The organism is Mesorhizobium sp. L48C026A00 (assembly GCF_000502375.1).
GTDB classification, from domain to species: domain Bacteria; phylum Pseudomonadota; class Alphaproteobacteria; order Rhizobiales; family Rhizobiaceae; genus Mesorhizobium; species Mesorhizobium muleiense.
On record NZ_AYWU01000022.1, the window covers coordinates 42,917 to 61,830 of the forward strand.

An 18,914-nucleotide genomic window follows, 5' to 3' on the forward strand; every position below is an offset into this window, starting at 1 on the left:
CCAGGTCCTATCGATGACGTGGACACGTTCAATCGGCCAGCCCAGCGCCACTGCGCGATCGCGCAAGGCGTATTGCCGCTTGGTGCTCTCGGTGTTCTCGAACACCTGACGAAGAGAGGACTGACGCACGTAGAGGAATGCATCACGCCGCAGATGGTCGGCGTCAACCTTCATGGCGAAGTCAGTAAACATGATTCCCTCGGGTCTCACCGCCAGGGTTGCTTCGGGTGGCGTCACACTTATAGCGGCCGACATCGCCCTTGGTGCCGTTGTAGCTGACAAGCAGGCGGCGGCCGCAATGGCCGCAGCGCAGCAGGCCTGCGAGCAAAGCTTCCCCCTTGCGCACCGGCCCGCGCACCATCATGCCCTTGCCGTTGGCATTGTCAGCGATCAGCCGTTGGTTCCTTTCAAACTCCGCCCAGGACAAACAGCCTTCGTGATGGTCAACGAGCAAGACAGCCCAATCTGAACGATCTTTGCGACGGCCGCGCACGATTCGCTTGCGGCCGTTTTCGATTATCGTTCGACTTCCGGTTCGGCCAAAGGCGTAAGCGCCGGCATAAACAGGATTGGTGAGAAGATTGCTCACCGTCGCATAGACCGGAAGCTTCCACAGCACCTGCCGTTGTCCGGAGTTCCTGGAGTTGAGGTACGGCAGCGCGATCTGGTCGCTTCGAAGCGACAAGAACACCTGGCGGATGCTATGCATTTCGGCAAAGCGGGTGAAGACCAACCCGATCGCCTCTCGCACACGCAGGTCTGGATCCATTTCGATCTTGTCGCGGCCTACTTTCACATAGCCGACAGCTACCGTGAAGAAGAGCTCGCCCCGTCGAGCCTTCTGCTTCAAGGCTTCCATCGAACGGGCCCGCAGGAGCGACAGTTCGAGTTCGCTCATCGTCCCTTTCATGCCCAGCAACAACCGATCGTTTGGATGGCGTGGTTCATAGATTCCATCCTCATCGACAATCACCGTGCCAACCAGTCCGCAAAATTCGATCAGCGTGTGCCAGTCACGTCCATTGCGCGCCAGACGCGACACTTCGATCGCAAAAACGGCACCGACGCGGCCTTCACAGATCGCTGCCAGCAGCTTCTCGAAGCCCGGACGACTGATGCCCGACCCCGAGCGGCCAAGGTCGTCGTCGATGACTGTCACATCCGTCCAGCCAAGAGCATGGGCACGGTCGGCAAGTCCATATTGACGCCGCCGGCTCTCATGGTTGTTGGCAAGCTGATCGACGGTGGATTGCCGAATGTAGATGAAGGCACCGCGCGCCAGGTGATCAGACGTGATCTTCATCGCCGGCCTCCGTCACTGCGGGGACGCTGAGTGTTTCCGACAGCAGCGCGCTCACCAGTGGCAATAGCTTCGTCCGCTCGGACGCTGCTACCGGCACCGGTGGGGTCTTGGGCACGAAGAGATCGAATTGGCGGTGACAGGGTTGCCGTTGCTTCATGCTTGTCTCCTCCTTCGTGACGGGAATCGTCACGCAGCAAGGTTAGAGAGGCATCGAGCTCCAGACGAAGTTCGTGCAGATACGCCAGCGGCAAACGGGGACGCTTCGTCATCATCATCGCCTCCGCCTGATCTTCCGTCATCCAGATCGGCAGATGCGCCAGGGTGCCGTCAGGCTGGCGGATGGTCAGACTGACCTCGTCACCACGACGATTGCGCCCGGCAACAGTAACCGTTTCCCCGTAACGGGGATGGAATCGGTAACGGATAATCGTCTCGCCCGACTGATAGCGGGTATTATGAAGCTGTTGCCCCAACGCCAGGCATGGTCATGAGGCGACGGCAGATGGGATCCACTCGAACCGCTCTCAGGACGAGCCGGTGCAGATCCGCCAGGTTCTCGCGCAGACACCTGTGCATCTGCAAGAGCGGTTCAAAGATACCCAGCAACAGCCGATCCGCTCCGACCAGCTGTCGAACCCTTGCCTCGAAACGAACGCGCGTGACGGCGCCAATCTTTAGCCCCAGGGGACGCAACAAGCCTCGGATGACCTGCTCGTTGGCAGTGACCGCCCTGACGCCAGCCTTGCACGCGGCGGTGAGCGTGCGCAGCCTCTGGCCGGCAGCGGACTTCAGATGAACTGCCTTGAACCAACCTGTGCGCACAATCTGTGCAATCCCCTGCGCGTCATTCCGGTCCGTCTTCACCGTCATCGTGCCCAGAGCCGCTTTGACATTTCGACTCTCGAGACACACGACAGGGAAGCCCTCGTCGACCGGGTGTCCGCCGATCCACTCCGATGTCGCACCGGCTTCCAAGCCACCGCGAACTAGATCGTCCCGCCATCGCTGAAGTGCAGCCGTCACAGCATCCGGGTCACCGAGCACCTTTCCCTGCCACAGCATCTCGCCGGTCTCGGCGATAACGCAAATAGCTACAGCGTCGAGTGAAGTATCCAGTCCTGCATAAACACTCATGCCGATCTCCTTTTGCCAGGTCGGCTCTGAGCATCAGACAAACGTCATGATCCGAAAAGGGGCCAGGCGTTCAGCGAGCTGAACCGAATACCCCTGCTCTTCCGTAAACCGATTTATCTTCATCAGTCCGTCCTTCAATCAACGCCCGGACTCTAATCTTAGATGGAGGAAATTCTCAGTGGCAGATCACATGGACTGTCGGCGTCACGCTCTCGGGCGCGCGGCGTAGCTCGACAGCCACAGGTCGGCCAGAACCGAATAGCACCAGCGGCGGCAATCCCCTTTATAATTCGATGATGCCGAAGTTCACGGCTGTTATCGCAGCGAGCGTTCTGCTAGCGGCGTCCAATTTTCGCATCACATTTTTTATATGGAAATTGACAGTGTTTACGGAAATCCCCAAAATCATTCCTATTTCCCATGACGATTTTCCTTTTGCCGTCCATAAAATGCACTCTTTTTCTCTCGGAGAAAGCTCAGGAACTTCCTCGACCCCACTTGAACTGGAGAACTCCGCCACCCTCAGATGAAAATGTAACGCGGCAAGTTGCAAGCAAGTCATTGTTTTTTCTGGAAATTCATGCTCCCAAGGTCGAGCAAAACTCATGATCGCGAAGCTGCCATCCGGGCCGTGCAAGGGAACGCTAATGCCTGACCTTAAGCCGAACCTCGCAGCCTCGTCGAAAACGCGACGCTCGTCTTTAGTCGTGCTTGCGTTGTTATACGCCTCGCTCCATCGGAAGGCGCCTGCCCGCTTTCGACTCGTTTTCACGATCGGGTCTATTCGGTCATAACTCATTTCGAAACAGCGCTCCTGCCATTGATGAGGATAGGTCAGGATGGGGACCGGATGGTGTCGGACCGGCCTGGAGCGTCTTTGGTCGGGCAGGGAGCCATAGGCGATCCAGGGGCAACCGAAATTACGTGCAAAACCAGACAACAGATCGAACAACTGCTCGGATTGAGCAATGGCATCACTCTGTTCGAGAAACCGGCCGAGTTCCTCGGCAAACGCCACTGTAGCCGCGTTCGGGCAATGCAACGGGACAAAAGAATATCGGTCGGACACTCTGGTTGCCTGCCCTCGAAATCGGGGGGCATTGATCGGCGAGAGTTTCATAGTTCTCTGCTCCGCAGCCATTTTGCCGGATGACACTGACGCAAAAGTTTCCGGCCGTGATGGCTGAGGCTGGGCCCTGTCCTCGGCAGGCCGGAAACCCCAAAACCTTACCACCTTACTACCTTGCATAGATTATGTTTTCGCTAAGCGTTAGTTTTGCCTATTTTGCAGAATTGTAATATTACGATAGTTTAGTCCTGTAAGTTTGTTATCCTATAAAATATCCGTCGAAACTGGGCCGCATTTCCGCGCAATCCATGCCAGGAGCTTCTTTCTGGACTTTTCGCCTGGAAGGCTGACCGAGACATACGTTGCAGAATAGTCACGGGGCTTTTCGAAAGATGTTCTCTGCTTCGGTCGGAGCTTGCATCGCGCTCAAGGCAACGGTGCAACCCCCTGGGGCTGAGGTTAGGGATCGCATCCCTCAAGGCTATCCAGCATATCGTCCAGAGGCAGAAGCGTCTTCTTGCGCAATGCCAGCACAATGGCTCCTCCGCCGAGGTCAGCACCGTGCTTCTGGGCACCCATCGGTTCATCGGATGGCTTAATCCTCACCGCCCCAATGCCGTGCTTTGATCGCAGCTAGCGAGGACGTTGCGAAGTTGCGCGGGGATCAGACAGGCCGATAGATTGCAAGCCTCCATCGCCAATGGAAGCACGCTGCCAGCAAGAGCCAAGGACGTAGGCGGCAGACCCGCGGCCTGTTCGCGGCTGGGATCGCCCCGGCCTGCACCATCCCGCTCGCGCCGAACTGCTCGGTGAGGAGGTTGATCTGCTGTGGGGCGCCCTACATCGACATGGACCGGGACGGCTGCCTCTGGTCCACAGGACCGACGTTCCAGATCCTCGTCCTGACGTACTTCGGCCGCGAAGACCGACTTCATCCGCGAGCCCAAATCCATTGGCGGCGACCGACCAAAAACGATGATATGGCTAAGAGCCTTGGGTTATGACCCCCGCGCTTACTGTTTATTGTCGCCACATCGAAGGCAGCTTTCTGCTACGCCGAGCTGCGCCAGCGCCCTGGCGGAGTGCCAGGTATGCCAGGCAGGCCGTCCACCAGATCGGGTCACAAGGTCCAACTTCAAGTCCACCAGAGAACAAGATCCGGCCGCGCAAACCCGAAAAAGCTGTTCAGCACCAGGCGACGCTTTCGGTTGCCTGATTGACCGGTGACCCCGTGAACGAAACCGCCATCGATCAGGCCGATATCCCCCGCCCTGAGCTGGAAGTCGCGACAAGGAACGCCCTCGAGATAGGCTGCCGAATAGGGATAGCCCGTAGTCTCCACACCTTGCGACTTTCGGTCGGTGACCGTCGGCTTGTGGCTCCAGAGCCGCAGATTGCCACCTTCCTCGGGCATGCTGGGATAGAAGTTGAGTGCTGCGACGGTGTTGTGCGCCACCGCAGAAAGCTCGTAATCGTTCCCAGCACATAACACTTGAGCGACGTCGTCGTGGGGGTCCAAGGAGAATGTGCCGCTGCCAGACCAACTGAGAGCGCGACAAACATTAGCCTGACCGTGCTCCGAACGGGCCAGCCGCAATTCAATGCCCTGTTTGCGAAGCTCGCGCTTCAATGCGTCGAACAATGCTCGGACCGGATCAACCAGATTCTCAAAAAGGGCGTCGACGTACGGTCGCGCAGTTTCCGCCTCTGCGAAATAGGTGGCTGCATCCTTCCTGTAGTGGGATGCGCCGACATATTGTCCGGGGACGCCATCCTTACGCTCCTTGAGACTGGGACTGCCACTGAAATTCGCGGTGATCTCCTCGGCTATTTCGGTGCTGAAAGCTTGCTTGATGTGCAGAGCGGTGATCTCACCTTTCAGGACTGAGATGATCTCCGCAGTGCTGATCGAGCCGGTTCGCTCTCTAATCTCGACAGGCGAGATGGCTGGGGCTTGGAACACTTGATTAGTCTCCATTGGCTTGCTCCTTTAGTGCGTGATCAAGGATGGCGATGCCATGATCGAGTTCGTCATCGGTGATGGTTATCGGCGGGAGGACTTTGATGACGTCACGATTTGGTCCGGAAGATTCGATCAGCAGGCCATTTTCGAACGCGACATCGTGCACACGGCCGACAACGGCCTGCGAGCGGCACTTGAGGCCGGCCATCAGACCGCGGCCGCGCTTTTGTTCGATGCGCTGAGGAAATTTCGCGACGAGGCGATCAAGGTGTTTTTGCAGGTTGACAGCAGTCCGCTCGACGCCTGCAGTAAACTGCCTGTCGGACCACAGTTTGCACATCGCCCCTGCAGTCACGAAGGCGAAATTGTTGCCTCTGAAGGTACCGCTATGTTCTCCGGGATTCCAAATGTCCAGGTCGGGGCGAATCAGAACGATAGAGAACGGACTGCCTGATCCGCTTAGGGACTTTGAAAGGCATACGATGTCGGGATCAATCCCCGCGAACTCAAACGAGAAGAACTCGCCTGTTCGTCCCGCACCCGCCTGGATGTCGTCGACGATCAAAACAACACCGTGCTTGCGGCAAATGCGCTGAATCTCTGTGAGCCATGCTGCAGATGCAGTGTTCAGGCCGCCTTCTGCCTGGATAGTCTCCAGAATGATTGCGGCTGGCTTTTCTATGCCGCTCCCTGGATCCCCCAAAACGCAGTCGATGTAGCCGGCGGAATCAAAAGTTTGGTTCGGATAGCCGTCATAAGGGACACGGATCACATCGTGGCGAGCAACGCCGCCTAACTCCTTGGTTGACGCCGAACCCGATACCGCCAGAGAGCCGAGCGACATCCCATGGAAGGCGTTTGTGAAGGCCATAACGCTCGAGCGGCCGGTATATTTTCGCGCCAGGGCCAGTGCCGCTTCGTTAGCGTTTGTGCCGGTCGGCCCAGGAAACTGTATTTTGTAGGAAAGGCCTCTAGGCTTCAGGATCGAGTCGACAAACAGTTCAATGAATTCACGCTTTGCCGCCGTATACATGTCGAGCGATAGAATAATGTTCTCGCCAACCAGGTATTCGATTGCTGGTGCAATAATATTCGGGTTGTTGTGTCCGTAATTGAGGGCGCCGGACCCTACGAGGAAATCGATATATGGCTTACCGGCCTCGTCCCAGATTGTCGCCCCAAGGGCTTTCGTAAAGACTGTGGGAAACGACCGCGCGTAGCGACGAACGTTAGACTCATAAGTCGTAAAAACGTCGGTGTTCATTTCAGGGTCCCTCTGCGTGTCGCGTCGCGTTCAACGAGCAAGTGATTAAATGCGTTTGGTTTGTTGCGGTTGTTTTCAGTTTCACTGAAGATCGGAACGGTCCGGGCGGAACTTTGGACGGTCGTGACTTCCCATGAATATGTTCGGAATGCCGACACGCTCCTCAAAAAGGTCCGCGACAAAAGGGAGACCGGACTCGCGCGACAGCTCAACTGCTGCACTGACGCACTTCGGAACCTCTACCGTAGTCACGTTGCTCTGCACGGCGATATCTCTCGTCTATGCGTTGGAACGAACTTAGTTCTAGAGTTTTCGGGGAGGCGTCGATACTACGGTATTTGGTAGTTGACGCACCTGCTTGTACCCGGCGAAACGCCCTGCCAACCCTATCAAGCTCAGCGCTAGCACCGGCTCATGGGTGGCAGGCGCTTCTGCCATGCAGCAGCATGCTAACGTGTTGCAGGCGCTCCGGGAGCAACACGAACCATCGTGCCCCTGACCTGCCACCGAATTTTCATCCAGCGGCAATTAGAGCCTCGGCGGGTTGTACGCCGTGTGGCGCGGGTTGAGCAACGGGCGATCGGCGGGAGCTGGTCGGGGTTGTGCAGCTGATCGCCCGTTGCGGTGAGATTGGCGGAATAAGCCGCGGGCGTGATGTAGCNGGAGCTGGTCGGGGTTGTGCAGCTGATCGCCCGTTGCGGTGAGATTGGCGGAATAAGCCGCGGGCGTGATGTAGCCGAGCGCCGAATGTGGGCGCGATCGGTTGTAGTCGTCCGCCCATTCGGCGATCGTCGTCCGGGCATGGTCGAGGCCGAAGAACAAGGTTTCGTTCAAGAGTTCGTCGCGCATCCGGCCGTTGAAGCTCTCGCAGAAGCCGTTCTGCATCGGCTTGCCCGGCGCGATGTAATGCCATTCCACCTTGTGATCCTTCGACCAGGCGAGGATGGCGTTCGAGGTGAACTCGGTGCCATGGTCGGAGACGATCATGCCCGGCTTGCCGCGGCGGGCGACCAGTTCCGTCAGTTCGCGCGCGACACGCCGGCCTGAGATCGAGGTGTCTGGGATCGCCGCCAGGCATTCGCGTGTCACGTCGTCGACGATGTTGAGCACGCGGAAGCGCNGAGATCGAGGTGTCTGGGATCGCCGCCAGGCATTCGCGTGTCACGTCGTCGACGATGTTGAGCACGCGGAAGCGCTGGCCGCAGGCGAACTGGTCGTGGACGAAGTCCATCGCCCAGACGTCGTTCGGCCTTGCCTCGACCAGGATCGGTGCGCGGGTGCCAACCGCGCGTCGTCGTCACCGTCGCTTGCGAACCGTCAGCCCTTCCTCGCGATAGAGCCGATAGATGCGGTTGATCCCCGACGGCTCGCNCACCGTCGCTTGCGAACCGTCAGCCCTTCCTCGCGATAGAGCCGATAGATGCGGTTGATCCCCGACGGCTCGCCCTTGCGTCTGAGCAGGATGAACAGCCGCCGATAGCCGAAGCGCCGGCGCTCATTGGCAAGGTCTCGCAAGCGGCCGCGCAGTTCCGTCTCAGACGGCCGGCAAGACCGGTAACGGATCATCTTGCGGTCGGCAGCGACGATCGAGCAGGCCCGCCGCTCCGACAGGCCCATGGCGGCCCTCAGATGCGCGACGGCTTCGCGCTTGGCGACGGGCCCTACCATTTTTGAAAGAAGCTCGCGCAGCGCCGAGGCTTCCAGCATCTGGTCGGCAAGCAGCTTCTTCAGCTTCGCGTTCTCCTCCTCCAGCGCCTTCAGCCGCTTGGCGGCCGCGGCGACCATCCGCGTGTGGTTGGACTGCACGCCGCCGATGGAGACGAGCGTATCGGCATTTGACGCGATCGCGTCGGGGATGATGTATTCGAGCTTGCGGAGCTTGTTTCTGTCGAACGCGAGACCGGAGTTGCAGTCCTCGCGTTTGGCGTAGATTTCCACCCCTCCCCCGAGATGCTTGCCGAGGCGTTCGAGCTTCTCGATGGGCGTGGGTCCAAAGGTGAGTGGATATCGTTCGAACTTTTGCAGCATGTTCTCTCCGGCAACACGTGATTGAGCTGGAACTTTGGCGGCTAGTCGCCGTTAGACGCCGGCTCATGGCTGCTTTCCACCCAAAAGCGGTATTCCCTTTCGGCTCCCAAGCGTCAGATTTTCACCACTAATAGCGTAAGACGATCTTGCAGCCGCACGCCGCCCTGATAGCACTCCCCGCCAGCGAAGAGCAGGATCTCGCCAGGCGGCATCCCACCGGATCGCTAACCGCCAGCCGAGGCTAGTCCGTGCCGTTTCGTTGAGGCGCGGCGCCAGTCGATCGCGACGAGCGCGCCGCGTCGCGAATGGTGAGACCGGGTTGAGCGGAGGGCCCGGACGGGCGAGTTGAGCATGTGCACACGCTGGAAACGATCCAGCGTGTTGGGCGGGCATTGCTGCCCACTACAGGCCGCAAACCAAAGGCGCAACACCGCTGCGCCAGTCCTCCTCTCCGCCAAATGTCTGGGCTGGTGCGCTTCAATCAATGTCGATGCGGCTATACTTCGACCAAAATAGCGGGCTCTCACTCTTTCGCCAGACATTCGCCTAACAGCGCTGTCCCTTGTTGACGCCGGCGCGCATTCACCCTCTCCTCCGTTGATTGAGCTGGTACAGCTCCGGGCCAATGGTGGGTGGAGCATAGCGACGGAGCCATTTGCCTGAGCGGCAGAGACCTTCGAGGCGCAACCTTTTCCGCATGAGCGAGATATCCTCCCAACCCGCAAGCTGTTCCGTTCGGAGCTGTCCGATATCCGACAATGTCGGATTACGCAACGTAGCTGAGCCAGATCCATCGCTTTGCCTCGAAACGACTTCTCATTTTGGCATGGTAAATGCTTGCTCATCCGCAAACCAGCACGCTCGACCAAGTCCTGGCAACAAGAGACGGTTGCTCATCCGGCTCGGCGATGCCCGCCGATCCACCTTCTCCTACAACGAGGGCAGCCAGGAAGCAGCGCCTTCAAAATGAGGAACAAAATCACTTTGCCTCAAACCTTGCCACTCGTCCCGCGACCACAACCGGAGCCATCGAACCGCGTCCGCGCCCAGATCCTGTCCGGCATCATCGCCAACGAGCGCGCCCCGAAGGCAATCGCTCAGCGCAAATCGCTGCGCGCGATCTACCGCACGCATCCTTATTCGAGGCCGAACGACGGCGCCAAGGAGAGCCTCGCCGCTAACACTCAGACCGATCTAAGCGCCGCTTGATCCAGCACAAAGGAATTTCAGACATGCACCAAGACACCGTCCGGTCGAGAGCTTTCGCCATGCCCCTGACCAGCCCGGCCTACCCGGCTGGCCCATATCGCTTCCGGAACCGGGAGTATCTGATCATCACGTATCGCACCGATCCGCAGAAACTGCGCAACCTGGTGCCGGAGCCGCTCCAGTTTTGCGAGCCTCTCGTCAAATTCGAGTTCATTCGCATGCCGGACTCGACGGGCTTCGGCGACTACACGGAAGGCGGACAGGTCGTCCCTGTCTCCTTCCGCGGCCGCAGGGGGAGCTACACCCACTGTATGTTTCTCGATGACCATCCGCCGATAGCCGGCGGCCGCGAGTTGTGGGGCTTTCCCAAGAAGCTCGCCAGCCCAACGCTCCGAACGGAGACGGATACCGTTGTTGGCACGCTGGACTACGGCCCCGTCCGCGTCGCGACGGGTACCATGGGCTACAAGCACCGAGCCGCCGACCTTGCGAGCGTGAAGGCCTCGCTCGCCGAACCGAACTTCCTCCTAAAAATCATCCCGCATGTCGACGGCACGCCGCGCATCTGTGAGCTCGTGGAATATCACCTGGAGGACATCGATCTGAGGGGCGCCTGGACCGGCCCGGCAGCCCTGAACCTCTGGTCGCATGCGCTTGCCCCCGTCGCCGAACTGCCGGTGCTGGAAGTGGTCTCGGCCGTACACCTCGTCGCAGATCTCACGCTCGCGCTCGGGAAGGTCGTCCACGACTACCTCGAGCAAGCCGAGCCTCGCTATCCGAAAGGAAGAACCCATGAACTTTCAGAATGATATCCTATCGAACCAGCGCGACGACGGAGCCGGTGGCGGGCTTCTCGACAAGGTGGCGGTGATCCCCGGAGCCGCGAGTGGCGTCGGCAAGGAGATGGCGCTCATGGGAGCCGCCAACCCGTGATTACGCTTTAGGCCGCAATAACGATAGGGGAAAATCTGCGCGAAACGGTCGCACCGGTATTGACTTTAATTGACACATCCCGCGAACACTTGCATAAGCCGCATAGCGGTAGTAGCTGAGGGCATGCCGCACCCAATTTTTTCCTAGGGGCGAGGTCTGATCTATGGCGGCACTGGCAAAATTCAGACCAGTTGATTCCGGCCAACACGACAAGGACGAGCTCCGCGAGATTGTCCGTGAGCGCTCTTTTCGATTCGGACGCTACACGCTCTCGTCGGGCATAGAGAGCGATATCTATTTCAATATGAAGCCTACTATGATGGTGGCGCGCGGCGCGCAACTTGCCGCTCTTGAGTTCCTAAAGATCGTTGAGCAAACGAAAGCAGAGTACGTCGGCGGCCTTGAAATGGGCGCGGTCCCCGTAATCGGATCAATGGCGGCTGTCAGCTCGGTCATGAACAAACCGATAAACACGATCTTCGTTCGCAAGGCTCCAAAGGCCCACGGCACAAGGGACGTGATTGAAGGCCTTGGCCCCAAAGAAGATCTCAAGGGAAAAGTCGTCCTGATCGTTGACGACGTTGCCACTAGCGGCAAGTCGATATTGAAGGCGATTGAAGAGGTTCGCCACGTCGGGGGCATTGTGCGTGACGCTGCTTGCCTCGTGGACCGCGACGAGGGAGCTACGGCGCTGCTAGCCCAACATGGCGTAGCGCTGCATTCCGTGCTGCATGCGAGCGAATTTGTGGAACGCCACTGACAATCTCATACAAAGTCTTTCCGGCGAGCTAGCCTTAGAGGACATTCCGCCGATTTGCAGCGAGTGCAAGCGCCTCGCGACTGAGAGCGATTGCCCTTGCCCATCCTCCCTGTTGTTGGTGCAACATATGCTCGCTGCCGTTCACCAGCGGCTTGACGCCCTTGGCTACCTCTCCGAGAAAGGCGCCATAAGACTGAAGGCTTTTACCGATTATCTGGCGGAGGTCGTTCGCATAGCTTCAGAGACCGGCGACGCGGCACCCTGGATTGATCTAGCCAGGCGGTTTAGCGCTCTTTTCGGTCCCGAAGAGGTTGCCCATTAGGGCTTATCGCGCTTTTGCTGGCGAGCAGATCGGCGGCAATGCGTCATGGTTCGCCGGCGGCATGCCGGCGCCATGGTGCGAGCGTAAAAGCGCCGAGCACCCGGTGCTGGATCTCGGACGCGACGCCGCCGACTGGTAGGATGCGGCGTTGGTGCACGCCTCGTGCCGCGTTCCAAGCACGGATGAGCTGCGTCTCCCCATTCCGTGGTATCATGCTCGCGACCCCCTCGGTGGCGTGTCATACAAGCGGGCCCGCGCGAATTGCCATCGAGATAGACCCGATTTAGACATTCCGAATGAACCCGGTCACCTTCGCGTTGGGCGGCAGTTAACAGCCGGTCCCGGGTTTGCCGGGCAGGCCCCCGAACGAACTTGGAGCGCATCGCTGGCACGGCAGCGCGGCGCAATCGCAATCCGTGGAGCGTCAGCCATTGCGAAAGGTGTATCCATAACCGTTGATCGCCGGCGCGCCGCCGAGATGCGCATAGAGGACCCTCGACCCCTCCGGAAAGAAGCCTTTCCGGACGAGGTCGACCATCCCTTGCATCGATTTGCCCTCGTAGACGGGATCAGTAATTATACCCTCGAGCCGCGCACACAGGCGGATGGCCTCCTTCGTTGCCTCGGACGGAAGGCCGTAACACGGAGACGCATACCCCTCGAGCAACACCACGTCATCCTCAACGATTTCCGTGCCAAAGTCGACGAGCTTCGCAGTATGCCCGGCAATGTTTAGCACCTGCGCCTTGGTTTGGGCGGGAGTGGCGGAGGCATGCCGCCCATAGGAAGGAGCTGAGGCACGTCTGAAGATTCATTCCTCACCTCATCATCGTCTGGCGGCTGGTATCCAGTTCCTTGCAACGACCGAAATGCTCAGCCCTTTGGCCAGCTCTGCTAGCGCAGCTGGACCGCCAGATCAGAAAGAGCACGCTTGCGAAATACGCCAGCTGAAGGAGCAACGAACAAGCCAGCGTCGTGACGACTACTGTGCCGATGGAATGAGAAGCGAAGTAGACGGTCAGAGCGGTGCTGCACAGGACCATTCCCAGGACGCGACAAAGGATTTTTAAGGGCAACGCCGTTCTCCTGGTTTTGTCTCCTCAGATCATGCTGCGACCTGGTCGGCCGCAACATGGGTCTGGCAGTTCTTCGGGCAGACGCGGCCGCAGGCTCCGCAGCCAACGCAGCCGCCGGCATGATCGACGACCATGATCATGCGATTGAGCTCGCCGTCGAAATCGTCACCTTCGCCGTCGCAGGCGCCGAGGATTTCACCCGCGTCATCGACGCCGTAAAGATGCATGACCTCGCGAGAGCAGACTTTGAAACAGCGGCCGCAGCCGATGCAGGTCGTGCCGTCTATAGCGGTGAGGTATTCCGGCATCCATCCGGATCCGTCGCGGGTGGTGAATGTGCTCCTCATCGTAACTTCTTCATTGCAGCGAGCTCTCTCTTGGCACCATCCAACTCGGCAAAAACGGCCGACGTTTCCTCGGCAACTTCCTCTATCTCCGTCCATTTTCCCGGGAGATCCTCTGCAAGGTCGCGCAATTTCATCTTGGCAACTGCCGCGCGCAGCTGAAGCTTTCGGACTTTCTTCCCCATCTCATCTAGCTTTGACATAGATCCTTCCTCGAAATCGGTTTCTTCACGCCCGTGCCACGTCGGGATAGGCTTCAATGGCTGCAGTCGCATCGTCGACCAGTTTCGTACCGGCCTCCGCGAGCTTCCTGAACGTCTCGAAGCCGAACCGGTGGATGGTTTCGACAGAGCAACCAACCGCCCGACCGTGAAAAGCAATCTCCGAAGCCCCCATAGCTTTCATCTCAATCATTGGCGGTGTCACCAGGCCGGAGCGCTCCTCGATCGCAAGCCCCACGGCGGTGTAAAACATGTGGAGCCTCCACAGCACGTCCGGATCGGGATCGCCGATGACAGGAATCGCACGGCGCTGTTTTCTGGTGACGATGAAGTCTGCCAGCAGCTCGGCGTCCGATTTGCCTTTCCCACGAGCCGTAGGAGTCTTGAGCACGGATCAGCCGCACGAGGCATCTGACAAAAGGCATGGGCAAGGGCCGCCTCGTCCTCGTTGATAGCCCGGCTGACCGCGGCACCAGACATTTCGTCTTCTCCTCATTTCAATCCTCTTCCTCGAAGCACGATGTCTGTTTTCGGGGACGCCTACTTCGGGCAGACTTGCGCAGCCGGCGCCCGGCTCGGGGCGGCCGATTCCACGCAATGATGTCCCACTGGCCGACCTTGAACACGTCCTCGACTGCGAGGTCTTCCACCCCGGCCGGAATTCGCGTCGAACATCACTTCCGCCGCGATGCGGCCGCAGGTCATCGCAAGATACGAACCTCGAACCTGCTGCAAACATCCGCCCTGTGCTGCATGGGGCCTGCTTGCTGCGGCCACGCCAGGGAAATGAACGAGTTGGCCCGTAAACATTCGACCATCCCCCCTTTTAGGTGTTCTTCTCGCCCGGCTGCGCTTTGGCCCCTTCGGGAAGCTTGTTTTGCGGAGCCGCACAGAGAGAGCCGTAGCAAACCTTCCCACCCCTGTAGTTGGCGAGGGCCTGCAGCAAATCCGGTAGAAGGTGCTCTTTCAATTCGTCCGGGACAGGCTCCGGACCGTCCAGCGACTGCAGTGCCAATTCGACCAGCTCGATCGCGCGATTGTTGTTGCCGTTCTCGTAATGGTACCGGGCGACTGCGGGATAAGACCGGAACTTAGGGCTGTCGCCTTGCGGGGGATTCAGTGCCAGAATGTGTTCGGACAGCTCCTTGCCCATCGCGAAGCGCTCAGCGGGGGGAAGGCGCGAATGGTCATTGGCCGGATGGAAAAGTTGGTCTAGCGCCGAAACCATCCAGTCCTCGGAGTTTTTGTCGATCGCGTCGCGAACCAATTGGCGCATCACGGGCAAGCCGGTCCACATGTCTTGTATTTTGTGGAGCAACAGGTGCGCATGAGCCAGGCGGAAATTGATGTCGTCGGGCATCAAGGCGATGCCCCCTTCGATCGCCCAGAGCGCCGTCTTCCAATCTTCTAACTTCACCGCCGCCCAGAATGTGTCATCGATCGGCTGCTTCAATGCTTTTTCGCGCGCCATGGGCTCGCTTGTGGCGATCCGCTCCGCATCGGCGGCTTTAGCTTTATCGCTGATGCGCCAGCTGCCGTTGAGCACTTTCGGCAAAACCTCATCGAGTTGGCTCGGATGACCGATAAAGGCGATGTGGCCGTCTCGGTCGACCACGAACGAGGCCGGAATCCCAACAGAAAAGCTGGGCTCCCTCCAAAGCTTCTTCATTTCACCTGTGTAGTCGAACGCGATCCGATAGTTCAGATGCGAGCACTTTTCGGTCAACCACGCGTCCAACTTGGTTCGAGCCTCAATGGCCGTTGGAGCGTCTTCATCAGCCGCGACGCCGACGACCTCAAGTCCGCCGTCCTTGTATTTTTCCTGGAGCCGCATCAGATCGAGCATCTCCGCCACACATAGTTCGCACCAAGTTGCCCAAAATTCGATGATATACACTTTGCCGGGTTGGACGTTCGTCAGGGGCTCGCCACGCAGCCAGGTGTCCACTTTGATCGGAGGAGCCGGTGACTTCATCTGCAATACCATGCTGCTCTCCAAAGCTGTTGCCACAGGTTGCGCGACTTTATGCGCGAGCTTGTTTCCCTCTTTAAAGAGGGGGCACACGGGCAGGAAAAGGAGAGCATCGCTCGTCTCGCGCGTCTGCGTGCAGTCAGCCTTCACGCAGTGTTGCCGCATCACAATCCGCAAACACCGTGCCAGCGCGCTCAGGGGGGTAAGCGCATGAATCGCTAGAAAAACCTTCAAATGCCAAGATGGCCCGTTGTATTGAAGCCGACATGTTTCTGCCCCTGTCAGGTTTTGAACAAACATCACGCGCTTCACGTCGGCAGAAAAGCGTGGCCCGGAAGACTCAATATGTATTCGGGCCGAGGGACGAGGCTGATGGACATCATGACAGCGTTGGCTGCCGCCAGGCCCGTCATCATCGTCCGCTTCACGCCACCGGCTGAGCATCTTGCCGTTCCGGTCCCTCAGGCGGTAGCGGATCTCACCATTTGCGGTTGCAGGGAGGCGCTCCATCCCGACCGAGCGCCGCCTGCGCCCTGCCCTCTTGCGCGTTGCGATTGAATTCCTGGCTGGCGACATGGGAGTTGTTCACGACGAAGCCGGTCCTGCTGCGGCTCGCCAATACCGCCATCGTCAGACCGACGATGATGATCATGACGGAAAACGTCAGGATGAGCGCCGGCCGGTGAACTCTGCGGGATTCCTGCTTTGTGTTTATCTTCTGTGTTCCCGGTGCTCAGGTGCAACGGAACCTCGTGGCGCGACCTGAGCGTTGGCGGAATTGACAATCCAAGACTGCTCGGTCGCCACGCAGGTTGGGCGGACCAACGGGAAACGCTGAAGATGCGGCTGTCCGCCACGCGCGTTAGAGACGTTCGGGATGTTCTCGGCGACGGCGCGTGCAGATTGGCTCCTAGGAGCTTCGCGAAATGTGCGCGTTTGCCGCGGCCTTTCTCCGACTTGGCACCAGGATAGGTGACCCAGGGGAGTAGAGCTTCGAACAGCATCGGTGCTGCTTCAAAACCCGTCAGCGAGCCAAAAACAGCGGCAATGGCGGCTTCCCCACTATCCATCTCGTTACGCCACCGAAGAGCCGCTCGCGCAGCCGTCGGCTGCCATAAGCGCCCATCACTATCATGTCGGCAGACGTGTCGATTGCGTGCTGCGCGAGCACCGTGGCCACTGGTTTGCCGGCGCTCGCCAGCCGGTCAACCGACACCCAAGCACCGTGCCGAGTGAGATAGGCAGCGATGTCGGCTCCCGGCTCGGTACCGTTTCCGGTGCAGGTCGCCTCCGGATCGACTAATGCGACGCGAACTTCCTCAGCACCGGCTAGCAGATCCAGCGCTTCCCGAACCGAACGGGACGCCTCGACTCGCGAATCCCAGCCGACCAGCACGCGCCGTGGCGACAGAGTCGCCTCAGCGCCCTCCGGCACGACAAGCACCGGCTTTCCCGTATCGAACAGGCTGCCGTTGATAACAAGGGGTCCGAGATTAATGTCGTTGAGAAGTGCGGGGCCGACGATTGTCAGGTCGTTGCAGCGCGCCCGCTGTCGCACCGCGTCACCGACGCTGGCCTGATCGCAGTAGTGGGTATCGACGTCATAGCAAAGCCGCATAGCTCTCAGCTGTTTCTGAATTTCCTTGGATGTTGTTTCCAGTCTGGCCATGTCCTGTGAAAATCTCTCGATTTGCCTATACCGTTTTTCCAGTGCGGCAATGGCGTGTGCGCGTTGTTCAGGCCACCCGGGGATGCCATCGCCCAGCGGCGGAGGCGACACAGCGAGCGGCGGAGGCGACATAATCAGTACCGAAAGATACGCGCCGACCTCCGCACACAGGCCGGCTGCTATTCTTACATCCTGATCGGAGTGGTCAGCTCCCGTCACAATGAGTATTTTCTTGAAGGCCATCTGACTGCTTCTTTTTAGAGTATGTCGTACCTGTAGGCGCGTTTCGAAGCCGCAAGACTTGCCCTCAGCACGACGGAGACGAGAGTGGCACTACATCCGTTCGCTATTCAGTCGTCCGGCTTCTCGAGCGAGTAGCCGGCCGACCTGACGGTACGAATGACGCTGCCGGGCGAGGCCGTCTTCAGCGCCCTTCTGATCCGGCTGATATGGACGTCGACGGTGCGTGCACCGATGTGGATATTGTCCGGCCAGGCCGCGGCGATCAGCTCGTCTCGGCTGAAGACCTTGCCGGGATTCTCAAGCAAATGCCGCAGTAGGTTGAATTCGATCGGTCCCAGATGGATGTCGTGGCCATTGCCGCGAACTCGGTGGGCATCGAGCTTCATCTCAAGGCTGCCGCAGCAGAGCCACCTGCCGTTTTCGATCCCGTTTGAACCCGGCTTCGGCAGCGCCAGCTTCGTCCGTAGACAGTCGAGCAGCTTGGCCGGCGCGAAGGGCCGCACAAAGCTCTCGTCAATACCTGCCTTCAAGAGATCGAGGTGCTGGTTCTCGGCGCCGGGCGCGATCAGCGCAATTACCGGCAGGCCGCCGGTCCGGGGCGCCCCCTTGAACCGGGCGCAGATTGTGGAACCTATCGCACTTGCTGGCCCGCAGTCCAGCACTACCGCCTGGAGCTCCCGTTCATCGGCCAATGCAAGTGCTTCCTTCACGCCGTCTGCCGGCTCACTCGTGAAGCCGTCCACTCCCAGAATGTGGCTGAGGAACAGATACAACTCAGCATCTTGCGAACAGATCAGGACCAGTGGCTTCATCAGCGCTACCCCAAGAACCACATCAGCCTCGACCGCCTCGATTGAGAGGGCTGGCCATCGCATGTCCTCAAGGCCTGACATGATCCCCTTGATCGAAAATCGGTTCCATCACGCCCGCGCCACCTCGGGATGAGCCTCAATGGCTGCGGTCGCATCGCCGGCCAGTTTGGAACCGGCCGCGGCGAGTTTCCAGAACGTCTCGAAGCCGAACCGGTGGACGTCGCGCAGGGTCTTGGACAGAACGACCAACCGCCCGGCCGTGAGAAGCACGCGCCCGAAGCCCTCATGGCTCATCTCCATCATCGGCGATGCCATCAGGCCGGAGCGCTCCTCGATCGCAAGCCCGACGGCGGTGTAAAACATCTCGAGCCTCCACAGCACGTCCGGATCGGGATCGCCGATGATCGGGATCGCACGGCGCTGTTCCCTGGTGATGATGAAGTCGCCCAGCAGCTCGGCGTCCGATTTGCCTTCCCAAGACCCGTGGGAATCATGAGCCCGGACCAGCCGCACGAGACATTTGACGAACGGGGTGGCAAGGGCAGCCTCGTCTTCGGCGACAGCAGGGCTAACCACGGCGTCAGACATTTCG

General features: G+C 59.3%; 19 protein-coding genes and 4 pseudogenes. 5 read left to right on the plus strand and 18 right to left on the minus strand.

Translation table 11 applies throughout. The annotated features are described in order from the left end of the window. Positions 1–181 precede the first annotated feature (181 nt). From X738_RS70480 to X738_RS86285, 8 genes and pseudogenes are all read right to left on the minus strand, one after another. Entirely contained in the window at positions 182–1,303 is a 1,122-nt protein-coding gene (locus X738_RS70480; RefSeq protein WP_023801939.1) for a recombinase family protein, read from the minus strand. Next, positions 1,300–1,776, minus strand: coding sequence for a hypothetical protein (locus X738_RS85195; protein WP_156942665.1), 477 nt, complete (start codon positions 1,774–1,776; stop codon positions 1,300–1,302). The genes X738_RS70480 and X738_RS85195 overlap by 4 nt, the downstream gene beginning before the upstream one ends. Next, a complete protein-coding gene (locus X738_RS70485) occupies positions 1,757–2,437 on the minus strand; it encodes an IS110 family transposase (RefSeq protein WP_023801940.1) in 681 nt (226 codons plus the stop codon). Before X738_RS70485 ends, X738_RS85195 begins: the two co-directional genes overlap by 20 nt. Before the next feature lie 283 nt (positions 2,438–2,720). Then, the gene (locus X738_RS70490) at positions 2,721–3,557 is read right to left on the minus strand and encodes a LuxR family transcriptional regulator (protein ID WP_084833855.1); all 837 of its coding nucleotides are present in this window, start codon (positions 3,555–3,557) and stop codon (positions 2,721–2,723) included. A gap of 1,084 nt (positions 3,558–4,641) precedes the next feature. Continuing rightward, positions 4,642–5,484 (minus strand): 2OG-Fe(II)-dependent halogenase WelO5 family protein, encoded by an 843-nt coding sequence (locus X738_RS70495; RefSeq protein ID WP_023801944.1) that lies wholly within the window; start codon positions 5,482–5,484, stop codon positions 4,642–4,644. Further along, the gene (ectB, locus tag X738_RS70500) at positions 5,474–6,733 is read right to left on the minus strand and encodes a diaminobutyrate--2-oxoglutarate transaminase (RefSeq protein WP_031256055.1); all 1,260 of its coding nucleotides are present in this window, start codon (positions 6,731–6,733) and stop codon (positions 5,474–5,476) included. The genes X738_RS70495 and ectB overlap by 11 nt, the downstream gene beginning before the upstream one ends. 514 nt (positions 6,734–7,247) lie before the next feature. Then, positions 7,248–8,518: pseudogene (locus tag X738_RS70505) on the minus strand (integrase core domain-containing protein). Positions 8,519–8,548: 30 nt separating this feature from the next. Continuing rightward, positions 8,549–8,761 (minus strand): annotated as a pseudogene (locus tag X738_RS86285) (1-aminocyclopropane-1-carboxylate deaminase); the annotation flags it as partial. Between the two features lie 966 nt (positions 8,762–9,727). Here X738_RS86285 and X738_RS70510 point away from each other — a divergent pair. The 5 genes and pseudogenes from X738_RS70510 to X738_RS85205 all read left to right on the plus strand — a co-directional run. Beyond that, a complete protein-coding gene (locus X738_RS70510) occupies positions 9,728–9,970 on the plus strand; it encodes a hypothetical protein (RefSeq protein WP_023801948.1) in 243 nt (80 codons plus the stop codon). A 23-nt stretch (positions 9,971–9,993) separates the two neighbouring features. Further along, positions 9,994–10,779, plus strand: a complete 786-nt coding sequence (locus X738_RS70515; protein ID WP_023801949.1) for an acetoacetate decarboxylase — start codon at positions 9,994–9,996, stop codon at positions 10,777–10,779. Further along, the gene (locus X738_RS85200) at positions 10,763–10,903 is read left to right on the plus strand and encodes a hypothetical protein (protein ID WP_023801950.1); all 141 of its coding nucleotides are present in this window, start codon (positions 10,763–10,765) and stop codon (positions 10,901–10,903) included. The genes X738_RS70515 and X738_RS85200 overlap by 17 nt, the downstream gene beginning before the upstream one ends. 163 nt (positions 10,904–11,066) lie before the next feature. Next, positions 11,067–11,663, plus strand: coding sequence for an orotate phosphoribosyltransferase (gene pyrE / locus X738_RS70520; RefSeq protein ID WP_023801951.1), 597 nt, complete (start codon positions 11,067–11,069; stop codon positions 11,661–11,663). A gap of 347 nt (positions 11,664–12,010) precedes the next feature. Beyond that, positions 12,011–12,121, plus strand: a pseudogene (locus tag X738_RS85205) (glycine oxidase); the annotation flags it as partial. A 288-nt stretch (positions 12,122–12,409) separates the two neighbouring features. Here the strand turns inward: X738_RS85205 and X738_RS70530 are convergent. The 10 genes and pseudogenes from X738_RS70530 to X738_RS70570 form a co-directional block, all read right to left on the minus strand. After that, positions 12,410–12,766: pseudogene (locus X738_RS70530) on the minus strand (pyridoxal-phosphate dependent enzyme); the annotation flags it as partial. A 37-nt stretch (positions 12,767–12,803) separates the two neighbouring features. Then, entirely contained in the window at positions 12,804–13,028 is a 225-nt protein-coding gene (locus tag X738_RS70535) for an exopolysaccharide production repressor protein (RefSeq protein ID WP_245277783.1), read from the minus strand. Positions 13,029–13,090: 62 nt separating this feature from the next. Then, a complete protein-coding gene (gene fdxB / locus X738_RS70540) occupies positions 13,091–13,408 on the minus strand; it encodes a ferredoxin III, nif-specific (protein ID WP_023801956.1) in 318 nt (105 codons plus the stop codon). Further along, the gene (locus tag X738_RS70545; protein WP_023801957.1) at positions 13,405–13,608 is read right to left on the minus strand and encodes a CCE_0567 family metalloprotein; all 204 of its coding nucleotides are present in this window, start codon (positions 13,606–13,608) and stop codon (positions 13,405–13,407) included. Before X738_RS70545 ends, fdxB begins: the two co-directional genes overlap by 4 nt. Before the next feature lie 25 nt (positions 13,609–13,633). After that, the gene (locus X738_RS70550) at positions 13,634–14,017 is read right to left on the minus strand and encodes a DUF269 domain-containing protein (RefSeq protein ID WP_023801958.1); all 384 of its coding nucleotides are present in this window, start codon (positions 14,015–14,017) and stop codon (positions 13,634–13,636) included. Between the two features lie 435 nt (positions 14,018–14,452). Then, complete coding sequence (locus tag X738_RS70555) at positions 14,453–15,613, minus strand: TlpA disulfide reductase family protein (RefSeq protein ID WP_023801959.1); 1,161 nt, start codon at positions 15,611–15,613, stop codon at positions 14,453–14,455. Between the two features lie 463 nt (positions 15,614–16,076). Then, positions 16,077–16,250, minus strand: a complete 174-nt coding sequence (locus X738_RS83295; RefSeq protein WP_084833852.1) for a FixH family protein — start codon at positions 16,248–16,250, stop codon at positions 16,077–16,079. A gap of 372 nt (positions 16,251–16,622) precedes the next feature. Continuing rightward, complete coding sequence (locus X738_RS0143105) at positions 16,623–17,510, minus strand: universal stress protein (protein ID WP_031256062.1); 888 nt, start codon at positions 17,508–17,510, stop codon at positions 16,623–16,625. Positions 17,511–17,617: 107 nt separating this feature from the next. Further along, a complete protein-coding gene (locus X738_RS70565) occupies positions 17,618–18,322 on the minus strand; it encodes a winged helix-turn-helix transcriptional regulator (RefSeq protein ID WP_373420460.1) in 705 nt (234 codons plus the stop codon). A gap of 108 nt (positions 18,323–18,430) precedes the next feature. Beyond that, positions 18,431–18,910, minus strand: coding sequence for a NifX-associated nitrogen fixation protein (locus X738_RS70570; RefSeq protein WP_031256066.1), 480 nt, complete (start codon positions 18,908–18,910; stop codon positions 18,431–18,433). Positions 18,911–18,914: the final 4 nt, after the last annotated feature.